This is a genomic window from Brevundimonas sp. Bb-A (genome assembly GCF_009394735.1).
In the GTDB taxonomy this organism is placed as follows: Bacteria; Pseudomonadota; Alphaproteobacteria; order Caulobacterales; family Caulobacteraceae; genus Brevundimonas; species Brevundimonas aurantiaca.
The window spans coordinates 2,102,240-2,116,764 of sequence record NZ_CP045456.1; the positions used below are offsets into that span (position 1 = coordinate 2,102,240).

General features: G+C 67.4%; 13 protein-coding genes. 6 read left to right on the top strand and 7 right to left on the bottom strand.

Annotation, left to right across the window (positions count from 1 at the left end):
• The 6 genes from lptG to BSP_RS10375 all read left to right on the top strand — a co-directional run bounded on the left by lptG (position 1) and on the right by BSP_RS10375 (position 7,992).
• Entirely contained in the window at positions 1-1,143 is a 1,143-nt protein-coding gene (gene lptG, locus BSP_RS10350) for an LPS export ABC transporter permease LptG (protein WP_152950288.1), read from the top strand.
• A gap of 81 nt (positions 1,144-1,224) precedes the next feature.
• Positions 1,225-3,627 carry an LPS-assembly protein LptD gene (locus tag BSP_RS10355; RefSeq protein ID WP_227975924.1) on the top strand — a complete coding sequence of 801 codons (2,403 nt, stop codon included), beginning with the start codon at positions 1,225-1,227 and terminating at the stop codon, positions 3,625-3,627.
• Between the two features lie 72 nt (positions 3,628-3,699).
• On the top strand, positions 3,700-5,055 hold the full coding sequence (locus BSP_RS10360; protein ID WP_224760935.1) for a peptidylprolyl isomerase: 1,356 nt from the start codon (positions 3,700-3,702) through the stop codon (positions 5,053-5,055).
• Positions 5,052-6,047, top strand: a complete 996-nt coding sequence (gene pdxA, locus BSP_RS10365; protein WP_152950290.1) for a 4-hydroxythreonine-4-phosphate dehydrogenase PdxA — start codon at positions 5,052-5,054, stop codon at positions 6,045-6,047. The genes BSP_RS10360 and pdxA overlap by 4 nt, the downstream gene beginning before the upstream one ends.
• A gap of 8 nt (positions 6,048-6,055) precedes the next feature.
• Complete coding sequence (rsmA, locus tag BSP_RS10370) at positions 6,056-6,865, top strand: 16S rRNA (adenine(1518)-N(6)/adenine(1519)-N(6))-dimethyltransferase RsmA (protein ID WP_152950291.1); 810 nt, start codon at positions 6,056-6,058, stop codon at positions 6,863-6,865.
• The gene (locus BSP_RS10375; protein WP_152950292.1) at positions 6,862-7,992 is read left to right on the top strand and encodes a pyridoxal phosphate-dependent aminotransferase; all 1,131 of its coding nucleotides are present in this window, start codon (positions 6,862-6,864) and stop codon (positions 7,990-7,992) included. Before rsmA ends, BSP_RS10375 begins: the two co-directional genes overlap by 4 nt.
• 231 nt (positions 7,993-8,223) lie before the next feature.
• Here BSP_RS10375 and gmk read toward each other — a convergent pair whose 3' ends face one another.
• The 7 genes from gmk to fabD form a co-directional block, all read right to left on the bottom strand.
• Positions 8,224-8,865 (bottom strand): guanylate kinase, encoded by a 642-nt coding sequence (gmk, locus tag BSP_RS10380; protein WP_152950293.1) that lies wholly within the window; start codon positions 8,863-8,865, stop codon positions 8,224-8,226.
• Positions 8,855-9,736, bottom strand: coding sequence for a YicC/YloC family endoribonuclease (locus BSP_RS10385; protein WP_152950294.1), 882 nt, complete (start codon positions 9,734-9,736; stop codon positions 8,855-8,857). Before BSP_RS10385 ends, gmk begins: the two co-directional genes overlap by 11 nt.
• Entirely contained in the window at positions 9,733-10,872 is a 1,140-nt protein-coding gene (gene mltG, locus BSP_RS10390) for an endolytic transglycosylase MltG (RefSeq protein ID WP_152950295.1), read from the bottom strand. Before mltG ends, BSP_RS10385 begins: the two co-directional genes overlap by 4 nt.
• Position 10,873: 1 nt before the next feature.
• Positions 10,874-12,145 (bottom strand): beta-ketoacyl-ACP synthase II, encoded by a 1,272-nt coding sequence (fabF, locus tag BSP_RS10395; protein WP_152950296.1) that lies wholly within the window; start codon positions 12,143-12,145, stop codon positions 10,874-10,876.
• Positions 12,146-12,294: 149 nt separating this feature from the next.
• Positions 12,295-12,534: an acyl carrier protein gene (locus BSP_RS10400; protein WP_008264317.1), complete on the bottom strand. Its 240-nt coding sequence runs from the start codon at positions 12,532-12,534 to the stop codon at positions 12,295-12,297.
• Between the two features lie 172 nt (positions 12,535-12,706).
• A complete protein-coding gene (gene fabG / locus BSP_RS10405) occupies positions 12,707-13,447 on the bottom strand; it encodes a 3-oxoacyl-[acyl-carrier-protein] reductase (protein ID WP_152950297.1) in 741 nt (246 codons plus the stop codon).
• An 81-nt stretch (positions 13,448-13,528) separates the two neighbouring features.
• Entirely contained in the window at positions 13,529-14,485 is a 957-nt protein-coding gene (fabD, locus tag BSP_RS10410) for an ACP S-malonyltransferase (RefSeq protein ID WP_152950298.1), read from the bottom strand.
• Positions 14,486-14,525: the final 40 nt, after the last annotated feature.

Sequence of the window (14,525 nt, forward strand, 5' to 3'; positions counted from 1 at the left end):
ATGAGGTCTCTGTCCCTTCCCGCCCGGTCCTTGCGTTCGCGCCTTCCCCGTCTGGGCCGCATCGAAATCTATGTACTGATTCAACAGTTGCGCGCCTTGGGCGTGGCCCTGGCGGTGATCTCCGCCCTGGTCATGCTGATCGACTTCGTCGAGGTGTCACGCGGCGTAGGATCGGATCAAGATCTCTCGGCCTTGCGCATCCTGGGTCTGGTGGCGCTGAAGTCGCCGGCGGTGATCGTCCAGCTGCTGCCCTTCGTCTTCCTGTTCGGCACCTTGGGCGCCTATATCGGCCTGAACCGACGCAGCGAACTGGTCGCCATGCGGGCGGCGGGGGTGTCGGCCTGGCGTTTCGTCCTTCCGGCGGCCGGGATGGCCTTCGCCCTGGGCGTTCTTACCGTGACCGTTTTGGGGCCCTTGGCCTCAGCCGGCGACGGTCTGTGGCAGCGCGAACGCGCCCGCATTTCCGGCGCCGCCAACGATGACCGGACGGACGCCCCCATTTGGCTGCGCGAAGGCGACGATCAGCGTCAGATGATCATCCGAGCGGGACGTCAGGACCGCGCCAACGCCCGGCTTCTGGACGTCACCTTCTTCATCTACGTCACGGATGCGGAAGGAAATCGCGACTTTTCCGAACGGATCGACGCCCAGTCGGCCGCGCTCAGCGCCGGCCGCTGGCGTCTGACCAACGCCGTCGGCGCCAGCATCGGCCAGAGGGCCGTCGCCTATTCAAGCCTCGATCTGCTCTCCAGCCTGGCGGACGAAGAGGCGTTCGAGCGATTCGCCCGTCCCCAATCGACGCCCTTCTGGTCCCTGCCGAATCAGATCCAGCGGATCGAGGACGCCGGCTTCGCCTCAACCGCCTATCGCCTTCGGCTTCAGCAGCTGCTGGCGACGCCCCTGGTCTTTGCGGCCATGTCCATACTGGCGGCGGCTTTCTCTCTACGTCTGATGCGTCTTGGGGACCTGGCGAGGATGAGCGTGGCCGCCGTCGTCCTGGGCTTCGCCTTCTTCTTCCTGAACCAATTCAGCTCGGCCATGGGTTCGGCCGAGGTGGTGCCGCCCCTGGTGGCGGCATGGCTGCCGCCCTTGTTGACGGCCCTCGCCGCCTTCACCTTGCTGTTCTATACCGAAGACGGCTAAGCGAGCGCCTCGCTCAAGACAGACGGATGCTTCATGCAAGGTGATCGCGATCGGCGTTCAAGGGCCTTACGGGCTAGGCTTTTGGCCGGCGCGGCGCTCCTGGCGTGTCTGCCCTTCGCGGAAGAGGCGCTCGCCCAGGCTCAGCCGGTGCCGGATCAATCGGCGGTTTCCGACGTCCTGCCCCAGGGCGCCGTCTATGTGGACGCCGACAGCGCCGGCCGTGTCGGCGACACGATCGTCGCCCAGAGCAACGGCGCGCGCCGGGTCTATCTGCGCGCTGACGGTCATGTGCTTCGGGGCGAGAACCTGACCTATGATCTGTCCACCGGCGCGGCCGCGGCCGACGGCCGGGTGGAGGCGATCGCGCCGGACGGCACGGTCGTCTACGCCAGCCATTTGGAGGCCGACGGCGAACTGAAGGCGGCCGTCGCCGTCGATTTCGCCACCCGTTTCAGCAACGGCGCCAGCCTGATGGCCGCGACGGCGGTTCGCCGAAGCGAACGGGTCAATGAGCTGAACTACGCCGTCTTCACCCCCTGCCCCATCTGCGACGACAAGGGTCCCAAGACCCCCAGCCTCTCGATCCAGGCTGAGAAGGTGGTTCAGGATGAGGCCCTGCGCGCCGTCATCTACCGCAATGCGATGTTCCGCATCGGCGGGGTGCCCGTCTTCTACACCCCCTTTTTCGCCCACCCGGATCCCACCGTCGAACGCGCGTCCGGCTTCCTGGTGCCGATCGTCAACTATGACGAAGGCCGCGGCGTCTCGATCGAAACCCCCTATCTGCATGTCGTTTCGCCGTCGGAAGACTGGCTGATCAGCCCGCAGTTCAACACGCGGGTGTCGCCCCTGCTGAACCTTCAGTGGCGCCGCCGCTTCGTCAACGGAACGATCGTCGCCCGCGGCGGCTACACCTACGAACGGACCTTCGGCGACTTCGATCGGGACGGCGACGGGGATTATGAGAGCAACATCCGTTTCGGCGACAAGGAACATCGCAGCTATGTGCTGTCCCATGGCGAGTTCGACCTCTGGGGCCCCTGGCGCCTCGGCTTCACGGCCGAGCGGACGTCCGACAAGACCCTGTTCGACCGCTATGACATTCAGAACCCCTATCAGGACAACGGCCTCTATTACGGCGACCGTCGTCGTCTGATCAGCCAAGTTTACGCCGAGCGTCAGACCGACCGTTCCTATATTTCGATCGCAGCCTTTTCGATCCAGAGCTTGAGACTGGACAACCGCTTCGCCGACACGGATTTCCGCGACGCGGAAGGGTTCAAGGTCTTTGAAAACGACGGTGCCCTGCCGATCGTCGCCCCCCTGGTCGACGCCCGCTGGGAGCCGTCGGGTCTGATCGGCGGCGGCCGGCTGCGGCTGAAGGGGTCCGCCGTATCCCTGTATCGCGACGTTTTCGTCGGCGCGCCGGTGCTCAATCCGAACATCGTGCCGGGGGACCCAGCGGGGCTTTCGGGCGTGGACAGCCGACGGATCACAGGTCAGGCGGAGTGGCGTCGCGTCTTCATCACGGCCAACGGTCTGCGTATCGAGCCGTTCGTCGACGGCCGCGTGGACTTCTACGCCCTGTCCGACCTGCCGCCGATGATGGGCGTCGAAAGCGACGAGACGCTGAGCCGCACGCGCGCGAGCGCCGGGGTGGACCTCAGTTACCCCCTGGTGCGTCGCACGCCGCGCGGCGACATCATCTTGGAGCCGGTCGCCCAGCTGTCGGTCTCCAACAAGTCCGACATCGACCCACGCATTCCCAATGAGGATTCACAGGTCATCGAACTGGATGAATCCTCCCTGTTCCGCATGGACCGCTTCTCGGGCTATGATCTGGTGGAAGGCGGCGCCCGTTTCACCGCCGGCGCCCGCGCTACGATCCGCTGGTCCGAAGGCCGCAGCGCCAGCCTTTTCGTGGGCCGCAGCTATCGCGCCGACGACGAAGACGCCTTCCGCACCACCATACCGGACAGCACGACCGGCGCCCTTTACGACCCCACCGGCCTGGCGTCCTCCGCCTCAGACTGGGTGGTTCAAGGCAGCTTCTCACCGTCGGACCGTATCCGCAGCTGGGGCCACGCCACCTTTGACGGTTCCGGCGACATCCGGCGCGCCGAGGCCGCGCTGGACGGACGTTGGGGCCGGCGCAACCTCGCCAGCTTCAGCTATATCGTCGATCGGTCCAATCCGCTGTCAGGGCCGCTCAATCGGAACTATGAATTCGTCCAGCTGGCGGGTCAGCAGTTCGTCTACGGCCACTGGGGCGTGGCCGTAGCCGGCATCGCCGATCTGGAGCGCAACGTCATCACCCGCCAGGAGGTCGGCCTCCTGTTCGACGACGATTGTTTTAGGGTCGAGATCGGTTATCGCCGCGACAATACGCGGGTTCGGGCCAGTGGTCCGTCGGACGGGGTGTATCTACGCCTAAACCTCGCCACTTTCGGAGGTTCAGGTTATGGACAGGGCGGATTGCGTTGAGCATGACGCTGTACGGGGCGCGACCGCCTGCCGGCCCGGCCGGTGGACCGCTGTGAGGAATCAGGACGACCAATGGGTTTGATGCGTTATTCGACGGGGGCTGCGCTCGCGGCGCTCCTCCTCGCCGGTTCGGCCTATGGTCAGACGGCGCCCGCTCCGGCCGCCCAGCAGCCGACGGCCGCAGGCGCGCCTAACCCGGCGGCCGGAGACGGACCGGTTGCGGCCCGCGCCGCGCCTCAGTTCGAACTGGCCGACGGCATTGTCGCTACGGTCAATGACAAGATCATCACCGGCTATGACCTGCGCCAGCAGATGCTGATGCTGATCGCCTCGTCCCAGGTTCAGCCGACCGAACAGAATCTGCCGGCGATTCAGCAGGCGGCGCTGAACCGTCTGATCGAAGAACGGCTGAAGGCCCAGGAAATCACCAAGTTCGAGACCTTGAAGGTCACCGACCAGGAGATCGACGAGGAAATCGCCCAGATGGCGCGCCAGGCCGGCGTCACGCCCGCCGCCTATATGGAGTTTCTCCAGCAAGGCGGCATTCAGCCCAGCGCCTTCCGCGAAAACCTGCGCACGGAAATCGGCTGGAGCCAGCTGGTGCCCGGCCGCTTCAACAGCCGCGCCCGGCCCAGCACGCTTCAAGTCGAGCAGGAACTGCGCCGCCTGAACGAGGCGGCGGCCCAGCCCCAGTATCTGATCGGTGAGATCTACATCGAAGCGGCACGGGTCGGCGGCCAAGAGGCTGCGATGAACGGCGCCCGCCAGCTGGTGCAGCAGATCATTCAGGGCGCGCCCTTCCAGGCGGTCGCCCAACAGTTCTCCTCCGCCCCGTCCGCCTCGGCCCGCGTCCCCGGCGACGCAGGCTGGGTGGTCAAGGGCACGGTGCAGCCGGCCCTTCAGACCATCTTCGACCAGCTCCAGCCCGGCCAGCTGTCGAACCCCGTCCCGGTCGATGGCGGCGTGTACATCATCTATATGCGAGACAAGCGTGACGGCGCGGCGACCAGCCTGGTTTCGTTGAAACAGATGATGGTCGAACTGCCGGAATCGGCGTCCGAGGCCGAGCTCGCAGCGGCCACCCGGACTTTGGAAGGCCTGCGCCAGGGACTGAACTGCGACAACATCCTGTCCCAGGCGCGAGCGACCCAGGGCGTAATCGGCGCCGACCTGGGCGAATCGGACGTGGCCAATCTGGCGCCCCAGTTCCAGCAGTTCGCCCGCACCGGAGAGATCGGCTCGGTCTCGACCCCGATTCGTACGCCGCTCGGCCTGCATCTGGTCGCCGTCTGCGGCCGTCGCGTCGGCGGTCCTGAGGCCCCCAATCGTCAGCAGGTCGAGAACCGCCTGCGCGGCCAGAACCTGGCGGTGCTGGAGCGTCGCTATATCCGCGATCTGCGCAACGACGCCCTGATCGAGTTCAAATGACCCGGCCTCTGGTCCTGACGCTGGGCGAACCCGCCGGCGTCGGGCCGGAGATCGTGGCCGCCGCCTGGCGGGCGCGTTCGGCCGACATGCTGCCGTTCGCCGTAATCGGCGACGCCGCCCTGCTTGAGGCGCAAGGGATCGCCGTCGCCGACGTCTTCACGCCCGGCGAGGCCGCCCAGCATTTCGAGCGGGCCCTCCCGGTCATTCACCGCGCGCTGCCTGCGCCGGTGACAGTCGGCCTTCCCGACCCGGTCAATGCGCCCTCGGTCGCCGACGGCATCGAAGAAGCCGTCAGTTTCGCTCTGTCGGGCGAAGCCTCGGGTCTGGTCACCGCCCCCATCGCCAAGGCGCCCATGTACGCCTCGGGTTTCCGCTTTCCGGGCCACACCGAGTTCATCGCCGAACTGACCGCCGACACCCCCTACGCCGGCACACGGGGGCCCGTGATGATGCTGACCGCCCGCGACCTGCGCGCCTGTCTGGTCACCATCCACGTCGCCCTGGATCAGGTTCCCGAGCTGATCACGGCCGAGCGGGTCGCCCGCACCGCCCGCGTCGTCCACGAAAGCCTGAAGCGCGACTTCGCCATCGCCCGCCCGCGCCTGGCCATGGCCGCCCTGAACCCCCACGCCGGCGAAGGCGGCGCCCTGGGGCTGCAGGAGATCGAGACCCTGATCCCCGTCGCCGAACATCTGCGCGGCGAAGGGATCGACATCACCGATCCCAGACCCGCCGACACCCTGTTCCACGACGCCGCCCGCGCGACCTATGATGCGGTGATCTGCATGTACCACGACCAGGCCCTGATCCCGGTCAAGACCCTGGACTTCTGGGGCGGGGTCAATGTCTCGCTGGGTCTGCCCGTCATCCGCACCTCGCCCGATCACGGAACGGGTTTCGACATCGCCGGCAAGGGGATTGCGCGTCCGGACAGCCTGATCGCCGCTATTCGTCTGGCCTCGGAGATGGCGGCGGCCCGCGCCGCGCGCTAACAGGGCGTGTGACCGACCTTCCTTCCCTCCGCGAAACCCTCGACGCCCACGGCCTGTCGGCGAAAAAGAGCTTCGGCCAGCATTTCCTGCTGGACCTCAATGTCACGCGCAAGATCGTCCGCCTGGCCGGTCCGTTCGACGGGCGCGCCGTGATCGAGGTCGGCCCCGGCCCCGGCGGCCTGACCCGCGCCCTGCTGGAATCCGACGCCGGCGCCGTGGTCCTGGTGGAAAAAGATCCGCGCTTCATTCCCCTGCTGACCGAACTGGACGACGGCTCGGGCCGGCTGACCATCGTCGAGGCCGACGCCCTGAAGGTGAAGGAGGCGGACTTGGTCTCCGGCCCCGCCCACCTGGTCTCCAACCTGCCCTACAATGTCGGCACCGCCCTGCTGATCAAATGGCTGACCGGCCCCTGGCTGTCCCACAGCCTGACCCTGATGTTCCAGAAGGAGGTCGCCGAGCGCGTCGCCGCTGGGCCCGGCGAGGACGCCTACGGCCGCCTCGCCGTCATCGCCCAGGCCGTCTGCACCGCCCGCATCGTCATGCACCTGCCCGCCGCCGCCTTCACCCCGCCGCCCAAGGTGGCCTCGGCCGTGGTCCATCTGGTCCCGCTGGATGAGCGCCCGTCGCCTGAGCGCCTGAAGAAGTTGGAACGCGTCACCGCCGCCGCCTTCGGCCAGCGCCGCAAGATGCTGCGCTCCAGCCTGAAACAGCTGGGCGGCGCCGCCCTGTGCGAGGCCGCCGGCATCGAACCCGACGCCCGCGCCGAGACGATCGACGTGGCCGGCTTCCTCAGACTGGCGGACGCCCTGACATGACCGTCGAACCCTTCCGCGCCATCACCGTCAGCCGTCTGGCGCACCAGCTGAAAGCCGAAGGCCGGTCGATCATCCATATGGAATTCGGCCAGCCCTCCACCGGCGCGCCCGCTGCCGCCGTCGCCCGCGCACATCAGGTGCTGGACGCCGACGCCATGGGCTATTGGGAAAGCCCCGACCTGCGCGCCCGCATTGCTCACCTGTACCAGGACCGGTACGGCGTAACGGTCGATCCCGCCAACATCCTGCTGACCTGCGGGGCCTCGCCCGCCCTGGTCCTGGCGCTCAGCGTCCGGTTCAAGCCGGGCGACCGCATCGCCCTGGCCCGTCCCGGCTATGTCGCCTATCGCAACAGCCTGCGCGCCCTGCATCTGGAGCCGGTGGAGATCGCCTGCGGTCCCGAGACCCGGTTCCAGCTGACCGCCGCCCAGCTGGAGGCGCTCGATCCCGCTCCGGCCGGCGTCATCATCGCCAGCCCGGCCAATCCGACCGGGACCATCATCCCGGAGGCCGAACTCGCCGCCATCGCCGAGGTCTGCCGCGCGCGAAACATCGCCATCCTTTCGGACGAGATCTACCACGGCCTGTCCTACGCGGGCCCGACCCCGTCGATGCTGCAGTTCGCGCCGGACGCCCTGGTGATCAACAGCTTCTCCAAATACTGGAGCATGGCCGGCTGGCGGTTGGGCTGGCTGCTGGTCCCCGAGGCCCTGATCGAGGCCGCTCGCGCCTATATCGGGAACATGTTCCTGACCCCGCCCAGCCTCAGCCAGCACGCAGGCCTGGTCGCCATGGACGCGATCGAAGAGCTTGAGGGCCATATCCAGACCTACGCCCGCAACCGCGAGCTGATGCTGGCGGCCCTGCCGGCGCTTGGATTGAGGAAGATCGCGCCGCCTGACGGCGCCTTCTACATCTGGGCCGACATCGGCCACCTGACGGACGACAGCGTGGCCTTCTGCGAACAACTGCTGCGCGATACCGGCGTGGCCACCGCGCCGGGCGTGGATTTCGACCCCGTCGATGGTCGACGCTACATCCGCTTCAGCTTCGCGGTCTCGACAGGAGAGATCAAGGTCGCGTTGGAACGGATCACGCCCTGGTTCGCCGCTCGAAATCCAGGCTGAGCCGATCCGCAAAAGGCGGCAGGCCCATGGTGGGTCGTACCTAAGCAATCGCCCCTAGGCCGATATTTACGCTCTGGAACCTGCCTTGTGGGAAAAGGAGTGCAGTTGCGTAGCGCATAGGACGACATCGCGCAGGACGCCCCCGCCGGCGCGATGTCGTCGCCGCTTCACAGCCGAAGACGACACTGCGGCGGCCTGTCCCCCTCCCGCCAGCCGCGGTGTCGTTGTTCGTCAGACAGGCTCGCGTAGCAGGGCGGCCTTGTAATCCCCCACCCACAGATTGCGGAACCGGCGCGATCGCTCGGCGTGATAGATGTGCGCCAGCTCGGCGTAGGACCGGTCAAAATCCTCGTTGACGATCACATAGTCGAAGGCGTCGCAGTGTTCGATCTCACCCTTGGCGTTGGCGACGCGGCGCTCAATGACATCGTCCGAGTCCTGCGACCGGGTGACCAGTCGTCGGCGCAGCTCTTCCAGGCTGGGCGGCAGGATGAAGACCCGCACCGCGTCCTCCGGGCATTTCTCGGCTACGTCACGCGCGCCCTGCCAGTCGATGTCGAACAGGACGTCACGCCCCTCGGCCAGGGCCCGATCGACCGGGCCGCGCGGGCTGCCGTACAGATTGCCGTGGACATCGGCCCATTCCAGGAAGGCGTCGGCGTCGATCAGCTTCTGGAACCGCTCGCGATCCACGAAATTATAGTCGCGACCGTCAACCTCGCCCGGACGGATGCCCCTGGTCGTCATCGACACGGACAGTTCCAGCCCCCCGTGGTCCGCCATCAACCGGCGGCACAGCGACGTCTTGCCGGCGCCCGAAGGGCTGGCGACGATGAGGAGGACGCCCCGGCGGGGCGAGCGTTCATTCGACATTCTGAACCTGTTCACGCAACTGTTCGATGACGGCCTTGAGCTCGAGGCCGATTCCAGTGAGCGCCGTCGTAGCCGATTTCGAGCAGAGGGTGTTGGCCTCGCGCATGAATTCCTGCAGCAGGAAGTCCAGTTTCCGTCCGGCCGGCGGCGCGGTCATCAGCTGGCGCGCCGCAGCGACATGGGCCGACAGCCGGTCCAGTTCCTCGCGCACGTCGGCCTTGGCCGCCAGCGACGCAGCTTCCAGAAAGATTCGCTCTTCCAGGCCCGGCGCATCCGGCGCCAGTTCGGCCATACGGCGGCTGAACCGGTCGCGGATGGCCGCGATCTGCGCCTGGGCTTCGCCCTCGGCCGAGGCGACCAGGGCCTCGATCCGGTCGATGAACCCGCCCAGCACGGGCGCCAGCTGGGCGCCCTCCGCATGACGCGCGCCCCTCAGGGCGTCCATCGCCTCTTCGACCGTCCGGCCGATGGCGGTCTCCAGCGCGGCGCGCGCCTCGGGATCGTCCGTCTCCTCAGGGGCCTCTATGACGCCGCGCAGGGCCAACAGGCCGTCCGCAGACGGGGGCGTCGCCCCATCCTCCGCCAGCTCATTCGCCAGGGTCAGATAACGCGCCAGCAGCGGGGCGTTGATGGTGACCGCCGCCTCCGCCCCCTCCACCCGTCTGGCCTGGACGCCGACGGTGATCTGACCGCGCGCGAAGCGAGCCTGGGCGGCCGTCCTGACGGCGCGCTCCAGGGCGTCGAAACCGTTCGGCCCGCGGAACCGGACTTCGAGATTGCGCCCGTTCACCGACCGCGCCTCGACCGACCAGGTCCAGCCGCAGCCGGCGCCTTCGGCGCGGCCGAAGCCCGTCATGCCGGATATGCTCATCTCAGCTCCTGGCCCGCCCTCGGGGGCAGGGTGATCGTCGCCTGATCGGCGACGCCGGGCGCTGCCGATTCGGCCTCCGCCGCGACCGGCGCCGGATCTTCGGGCGGCAGGCCGGCCTTCTGTCGCTCAATCTGACGCCAGCGCGCCACATTCCGCAGATGCTCTTCATAGGTAACGGCGAAGACGTGGCCGCCCGATCCGTCGGCGACGAAGAACAGGGCCGGGTCCGCCGGCGGGTTCAGCACGGCCTCCAGCGCCTCCTTGCCCGGATTGGCGATGGGCGTCGGCGGCAGGCCGTCGATCTGATAGGTGTTCCAGGGCGTCTGGCGCTGCAGCTCGGACCGGCGGATGCCGCGGCCCAGCGGCCGCCCCTGGGTCAGGCCGTAGACGATGGTCGGATCGCTCTCCAGCCGCATCCCCTGACGCAGTCGATTGGAGAAGACCGCCGCCACGCGCGGCCGCTCAGCCGCCAGCCCGGTCTCCTTCTCGACGATGGAGGCCAGAATCACCGCCTCTTCGGGGTAGCGCACCACGGTTCCCGGTCCGCGCCGGGCCCACAATAGCCGCAGGTTCTCCTTGGCGGCGCGCTGCATCCGGTCGATCACCGACTGGCGGGTGTCGCCGCGTGACACCTCATAGGTGTCGGGCCACAGACTGCCTTCCTCAGGCGTCGTCTCGACGGTTCCGGTCAGCACCGGCTCCTTGGCCAGGATGTCCACCGCCTGGGCCGAGGACCAGCCTTCCGGCAGGGTCACGAAATGTCGCACCACCCGCCCCTCGACCAGCAGGTTCAGCACTCCGGCCAGCGAGGTCCCCGACGGCACCTCATATTCGCCGGCCCGCAGCTTGCGGTCCGCCCCGGTGAAGGTGGCCGCCGCCTTGAACAGGTCGGTCGAACGGATCACCCCCGCCGCCTTCAACTGGGCGGCGATGGCGGAGACGCCCGAGCCGCTGGCCAGGGTCACGACCGTTCGATCCCCCTGCCGTGCGCCCGGTCCTGGCCCGTAATAGACGCCCCAGACGACGGCGAGGGCGGCGATCAGGAACAGGCTGAAGGTCGCTGAGGCGGTCAGCAGACTGACCGTCAGCCCCGACCGCTTCTCCACACGCCTGTCACCCCGCCCCCGTCCGAACATGTCAGTCGACCTTCTTGAAGATCACCGAGGCGTTGGTGCCCCCGAAGCCGAAACTGTTGGACATGGCGACGTCGATCTTCATCGGCTTGGCCTTGTTCGGCACCAGGTCGATCGGGGTCTCCATCTCCGGGTCGTCCAGATTGATCGTCGGCGGCGCGATCTGGTCACGGAGGGCCAGGACGCAGAAGGCCGCTTCGATCGCGCCTGCGGCGCCCAGCAGGTGGCCCGTCATCGACTTTGTCGAGCTGACGGCCAGGTTCTTCGCATGGTCGCCGACCAGGCCCTCGATGGCCTTCAGCTCGATCCAGTCGGCCATGGTCGAGGTGCCGTGGGCGTTGACATAGTCAAGGTCCGACGGCTGCAGCCCGGCGCGCTTCAGCGCCGCCTTCATGGCGCGCGCCCCGCCCTCGCCGTCTTCGGACGGGGCGGTGATGTGATAGGCGTCGCCGCTCATGCCGTAGCCGACGACCTCGGCGTAGATCCTGGCCCCGCGCGCCTTGGCGTGTTCGTACTCCTCCAACACCAGGATCCCTGCGCCCTCGCCCATGACGAAGCCGGCATGGCCCCGGTCATAGGGACGCGAAGCCTTCTCCGGCGTATCGTTATAGGCGGTGCAAAGCGCCTTGCAGGCTAGGAAGCCGGCGATGCCGATCGGCACGATCGAGCTTTCCGCCCCGCCCGCCACCATGACGTCCGCGTCGTCCAGGGCGATCATGCGCGCCGCATCGCCGATGGCGTGGGCGCCGGTGGCGCAGGCGGTCACCGCCGCATGATTCGGCCCCTTCAGCCCGTGCCGGATCGAAATCTGCCCTCCGGCCAGATTGATCAGGGCGCTGGGGATGAAGAAGGGGCTGACGCGGCGCGGCCCCTGTTCCTTCAAGACGATGGCCGTATCGGCAATGGGGCCCAGGCCGCCGATGCCCGAACCGACCATGACCCCGGTCCGCTCCTTGTCCTCGTCCGTCTCGGGCTTCCAGCCGGCGTCATGCAGGGCCTCGTCCGCCGCCGCTATGGCGTACAGGATGAAGTCGTCGACGCGCTTGCGATCCTTGGCGGACATGATTTTCTCGGGGTCGAAGTCGCCTTCGCCGCCGCCGCCGCGCCCGTCGACGCTCGGCACTTCGCCGGCGATGGTGCAGCCATAGCCCTCGGTGTCGAAGGCCGTGATCGGACCGATGCCCGACCGTCCCTCGACGATGCCCTTCCAGCTCTTGTCGACGCCCCAGCCCAGGGGGGTCAGCAGACCGATGCCCGTAACGACGACGCGGCGCATGGTGCGTGCTCCTTCAACTCCAATCCTGTCCCGGGGAATCACTGCGGATTCGCGAGGGTCAGAAACAGTAAAGGCCGCCGGGCGTCTCCGCTAGGAGCGCCGGGCGGCCCTGTGATCTGTCAGCCTGTCGGCCGCCAGTCGGGGCTGGATCAGCCCGCCGACTTTTCGTCGATGAACTTGACCGCATCGCCGACCGTCTGGATGTGCTCGGCGGCGTCATCCGGGATCTCGATGTCGAACTCTTCTTCGAAGGCCATCACCAGCTCGACGTTGTCGAGCGAGTCGGCGCCCAGGTCGTCGATGAAGCTGGCCTTTTCCGTGACCTTGTCCGGATCGGCGTCCAGGTGGTCGATGACGATCTTGCGAACGCGCTCGAGGGTGTCGGACATGAGTGTCTCTCTGCCTGTTTAAAATCGCCGTAGAGGCGGGGGTAGCTTCAGAAATCGCCGTCTCACGGCAGCGACGACGATGCAAGCCCGAAAGCCTGAACCGCCGATGCGTTCCTGCCCTTTAGCACAGGCTTTCGGGCGGGAAATAGTCTGTTGCGTGTCGTGATGACGATCAGATCATCGCCATGCCGCCGTTCACATGCAGGGTCTGGCCCGTCACATAGGCCGCTTCGTCAGACGACAGATAGACGGCGGCGGCCGCGATCTCGTCGCCCGTGCCCAGCCGGCCCGCCGGAATCCGGCCCAGAATGGTCTCGCGTTGCTGGTCGTTCAGCACGTCGGTCATGGGCGAGGCGATGAAGCCCGGCGCGATGCAATTGACTGTGATCCCGCGCGATCCGACCTCCTGCGCCAGCGACTTGGAAAAGCCGATCATCCCGGCCTTGGACGCCGAATAATTGGTCTGGCCCGGATTGCCGGTGACGCCGACGACCGAGGTCACGCCGATGATCCGGCCCGACCGGCGCTTCATCATCCCCTTCACCGCTGCGCGGGTCAGGCGGAAATAGCTCTCCAGATTGATCTGGATGACCGACTGGAAATCCTCGTCCTTCATCCGCATCAGGAGGCCGTCCTTGGTGATGCCGGCGTTGGCCACCAGGATGTCCAGGGCTGAGCCCGCCGCCGTCTCGGCCGCGTTCACCAGATTATCGACCGACTCGGGGTCCGACAGGTTCGCCGTCGCGAAATGCGCCCGCTCGCCCAGTTCTTTGGCCAGATCCGCCAGCACCGCCTCGCGTGTGCCCGACAGCACCACGGTCGCGCCCTGGGCGTGCAGCGCCCGCGCCACAGCCCCGCCGATCCCGCCCGTCGCGCCGGTCACCAGCGCGGTCTTGCCTGCAAGATTGAACATTTATGTCTCTCCGAAGTGGCGAGTGATTAGTGGCGAGTGACGAGGAAAAGCAAAGTGGGGCGGCGATAGTCTCGCCACTCGTCACTCGCCACTCGTCACTCCCCTCGCAAAGGCTTCCAGCTCTTCCGGCGTGTTCAGAGGCAGACTCTCGGCGTCAGGCGCGATCCGCTTGGCCATGCCGGTCAGCACCTTGCCGGAACCGACCTCGACGAAGCGGGTCACCCGCCCTTCGCTCGCCATCCACTCCATGCTCTCGCGCCAGCGCACCCGGCCGGTCACCTGCTCGACCAGCAGGCGCCGGATGACTTCAGGATCGTTCTCCGGCCGCGCCAGCACATTGGCCACCACGGGAACCGCCGGCGCCAGAATGGTCGCCGAGGCCAGGGCCGCCGCCATCTCGTCCGCCGCCGGCTGCATCAGCGGGCAGTGGAAGGGCGCCGAGACGTTCAGCGGAATCGCCCGCGCCCCCAGTTCCTTGGCCTTTTCGATGGCCCGGTCCACAGCCGCCTTCTCGCCCGAGATGACGATGTTGCCGGCGTTGTTGTCATTGGCGACCACGCAGACGCCGACTTCAGCGCCGGCCGCCGCTGCGGCCTCGGCCAGGGCCAGATCGGTCTTGGGCCCGATCAGCGAAGCCATCGCCCCCTGCCCGACCGGAACCGCGCGTTGCATGGCTTGGCCGCGCAGTTTCAGCAGCCGCGCCGTATCCGACAGCGAGATCGCCCCGGCCGCCGCCAGGGCCGAATATTCGCCCAGAGAGTGACCGGCCACATAGGCCGCCTTGGCCACGTCGAAATCAAACTCGACCTTCAGCGCCCGGATGACCGCGACCGACACCGCCATCAGGGCCGGCTGGGCGTTCTCGGTCAGGGTCAGCTGATCCTCGGGGCCTTCGCGCATCAGCACCGACAGCTTCTGGCCCAGGGCCTCGTCCACCTCGGCGAAGACGTCGCGGGCGGAGGCGAAGGCGTCGGCCAGTTGCGCGCCCATGCCGACGGCCTGGCTGCCCTGTCCCGGAAACAGAAGTGCGAGGGTCATCGACCGCTCCCTGAATCATTGATCAAGAGCGCGGACCCCT

What these genes read in the sequence shown, in the direction of transcription:
- pdxA (WP_152950290.1), top strand. Translation starts at nt 5,052, where the DNA reads ATGACCCGGCCTCTGGTCCTGACGCTGGGCGAACCCGCCGGCGTCGGG.
- fabD (WP_152950298.1), bottom strand. Translation starts at nt 14,485, where the DNA reads ATGACCCTCGCACTTCTGTTTCCGGGACAGGGCAGCCAGGCCGTCGGC.
- BSP_RS10360 (WP_224760935.1), top strand. Translation starts at nt 3,700, where the DNA reads ATGGGTTTGATGCGTTATTCGACGGGGGCTGCGCTCGCGGCGCTCCTC.
- BSP_RS10385 (WP_152950294.1), bottom strand. Translation starts at nt 9,736, where the DNA reads ATGAGCATATCCGGCATGACGGGCTTCGGCCGCGCCGAAGGCGCCGGC.
- fabF (WP_152950296.1), bottom strand. Translation starts at nt 12,145, where the DNA reads ATGCGCCGCGTCGTCGTTACGGGCATCGGTCTGCTGACCCCCCTGGGC.
- gmk (WP_152950293.1), bottom strand. Translation starts at nt 8,865, where the DNA reads ATGTCGAATGAACGCTCGCCCCGCCGGGGCGTCCTCCTCATCGTCGCC.
- BSP_RS10400 (WP_008264317.1), bottom strand. Translation starts at nt 12,534, where the DNA reads ATGTCCGACACCCTCGAGCGCGTTCGCAAGATCGTCATCGACCACCTG.
- BSP_RS10375 (WP_152950292.1), top strand. Translation starts at nt 6,862, where the DNA reads ATGACCGTCGAACCCTTCCGCGCCATCACCGTCAGCCGTCTGGCGCAC.
- lptG (WP_152950288.1), top strand. Translation starts at nt 1, where the DNA reads ATGAGGTCTCTGTCCCTTCCCGCCCGGTCCTTGCGTTCGCGCCTTCCC.
- mltG (WP_152950295.1), bottom strand. Translation starts at nt 10,872, where the DNA reads ATGTTCGGACGGGGGCGGGGTGACAGGCGTGTGGAGAAGCGGTCGGGG.
- fabG (WP_152950297.1), bottom strand. Translation starts at nt 13,447, where the DNA reads ATGTTCAATCTTGCAGGCAAGACCGCGCTGGTGACCGGCGCGACGGGC.